Origin of the sequence: Blastomonas sp. UPD001, from assembly GCF_003426715.1 — a bacterium.
Classification (GTDB): Bacteria; Pseudomonadota; Alphaproteobacteria; order Sphingomonadales; family Sphingomonadaceae; genus Blastomonas.
In genome coordinates this window covers 1-1,891 of the sequence record NZ_QKVT01000068.1, presented here as the reverse complement: position 1 = coordinate 1,891, position 1,891 = coordinate 1, and the positions used below count along the sequence as shown (strand labels likewise).

The window sequence follows — 1,891 nt, the reverse complement described above, 5'->3', positions numbered from 1 at the left end:
ATGCGCCGCCGCCCGGCTGGAGATCGGCCAGATCGGTGGTCAGCGGATAGGCGCCGCCCGGCATCCATGTCACGTCCACCAGCTTCCAGTTGCCGCCGTTCGACGCGCGGGTCGTCGCGATGAACTCTTCCAGCTCCTTGCGGTCGGCGCGGGTGTAGCAGGTCTGCCCCAGCACCGTCTCGCCGGTCTGGGCCTTGACCGCCTTGGCAAAATCGGCGGTCAGCGTCGCATCGGTGATCAGATAGCCTTCGGGCGGCGTGCCGAGCGACAGGTAGAAGCCCGATGACAGGAACATGCTGTTGCCGCCTGCACCCACGGCAATGCCCTGGCAGAAGACCGGGTAATAGCTCGTCTGCGCCTGGGCGGGCGAGGCGGCGGCTGAACCCAGGCCGATCGCGATGGCAGACAGGATCACGGCAATTTTCACGGTTCGGGCTCCAGCCGGTGGCCTCGCGCCCCAAGCGGAGCCGAGGCGAGATAATTCAATCGCTTGGCTGGGCGCACCCGTTGCCATAACAGTCCCGTTTCATTATCCATGGGAAAAAAGGTCGTCAACATAACCGGCAGGATCGCAAAGGGGTGTGCGATGGACGATCGACACGGAAAAGTCTGTTTGTGCGGCAGGCATCACCACGGCGGAGACGGGCATCGCGCCGAGGGCTCGCTCGACCGGCGCACGGTGATGGCCGCGCTGGTCACGCTTCCGGCGCTGGTGACAAGCCCGGCCTGGGCGCAGGACCTGCTCGATCCCACGCGCCTGCGCAGCAGCCGGGTGGGTACCGAAGCGCTGGCGACCCGCAGCAATCGTCCGCCCGGCTGGCTCGGCCCCGAATATGCGCGCGACATGGCAAGCAGCGTCACCAGCGCCATTCTCTCGCTCGTGCGCGCCTATGGCGCCACCGCCGACCAGATCGGCAAGCTGCAGGCCGAAGAGAAGCAGCTGACCGACAAGCTCAACGAGGCGATCCGCAACAAGGAGGCGATCCTCGACGAATATCGCCAGGGCCTGTTCTGTTCGGGCTGCGGGCGGACCAAGTCGGACATCATCTCCAAGGGCGAGCAGTTCCCGCATTCGGGCCAGACCATCATCAAGCCGACCCCCGAACAGATCGCCGCCAAGGAGCGCGAACTGCAGCAGGGCATCGATCGGCTGGCGCAGCAGCTGCGCGATGCCAAAGCAAAGCTGGCCAAGCTGTCGCCCGATATCGATGCCATTCGCAGCCAGCTGTTCGAGGGCATGGGCCTGTGGCGCACGGCGACCAGCATGGAGCGCGGGATCATCCGCCAGGAATTCGCGTTCGATGCGCAGGATTATGTGCAGCAGCGCACCGTCATCAGCCGCCAGATCGACACGGTCATCAGGGAGGCCGCAGCGGCGCAGACCATCCCCGCGTTCCAGGCATGCATTGCCGATGCCCGGACCTGGAGCGATGCGCTAGCAAAATGCGAGGATCGCCATGCCGACGATCGCGGGCGAATGATGACCGGTCTCACCAACAACGACAATAGCGCGCAGCGCCAGACTGCGAGCGTCCAATCGACCGCGAACGAGGTGGCTTCGAAGATCACCGCGTTCGGCCTGGCGGGCTATCTCAACATCCTGACGACGTTGATGGGACGCGGCAGCGACGGGACCAGCATCGCCGGCGCCGGCTATACCTTCCGCATGGGCAAATATGATGCCGCCGGTTTCGGCGAGATTCTGCCGCGCGTCGCGGAGTTCATCTCGCGCGCGAGCAGCCTCGTCATCGGCACCGCTCCGGGGTACAACATGCCGGCCAGCCAGGAACTCGCCAAGCTCGACCGCGCGCTGGCGCAGGTCGAACCGAAACTCGCGGCAGCGCTCGAGCTGCGGCGCCAGCAGGAAGCCGCTGCAGCGCTCGAGCGGCAG

General features: G+C 65.8%; 2 protein-coding genes. One reads left to right on the top strand and one right to left on the bottom strand.

Going from position 1 to position 1,891, the window contains the following annotated elements; translation table 11 throughout:
* On the bottom strand, positions 1-427 hold a 427-nt coding region (locus tag DM995_RS18705; RefSeq protein ID WP_157973330.1), incomplete at its 3' end, for a hypothetical protein.
* 159 nt (positions 428-586) lie between these two features.
* Here DM995_RS18705 and DM995_RS18700 point away from each other — a divergent pair.
* A partial coding sequence (locus DM995_RS18700; RefSeq protein ID WP_157973329.1) for a hypothetical protein occupies positions 587-1,891 on the top strand: 1,305 nt, incomplete at its 3' end.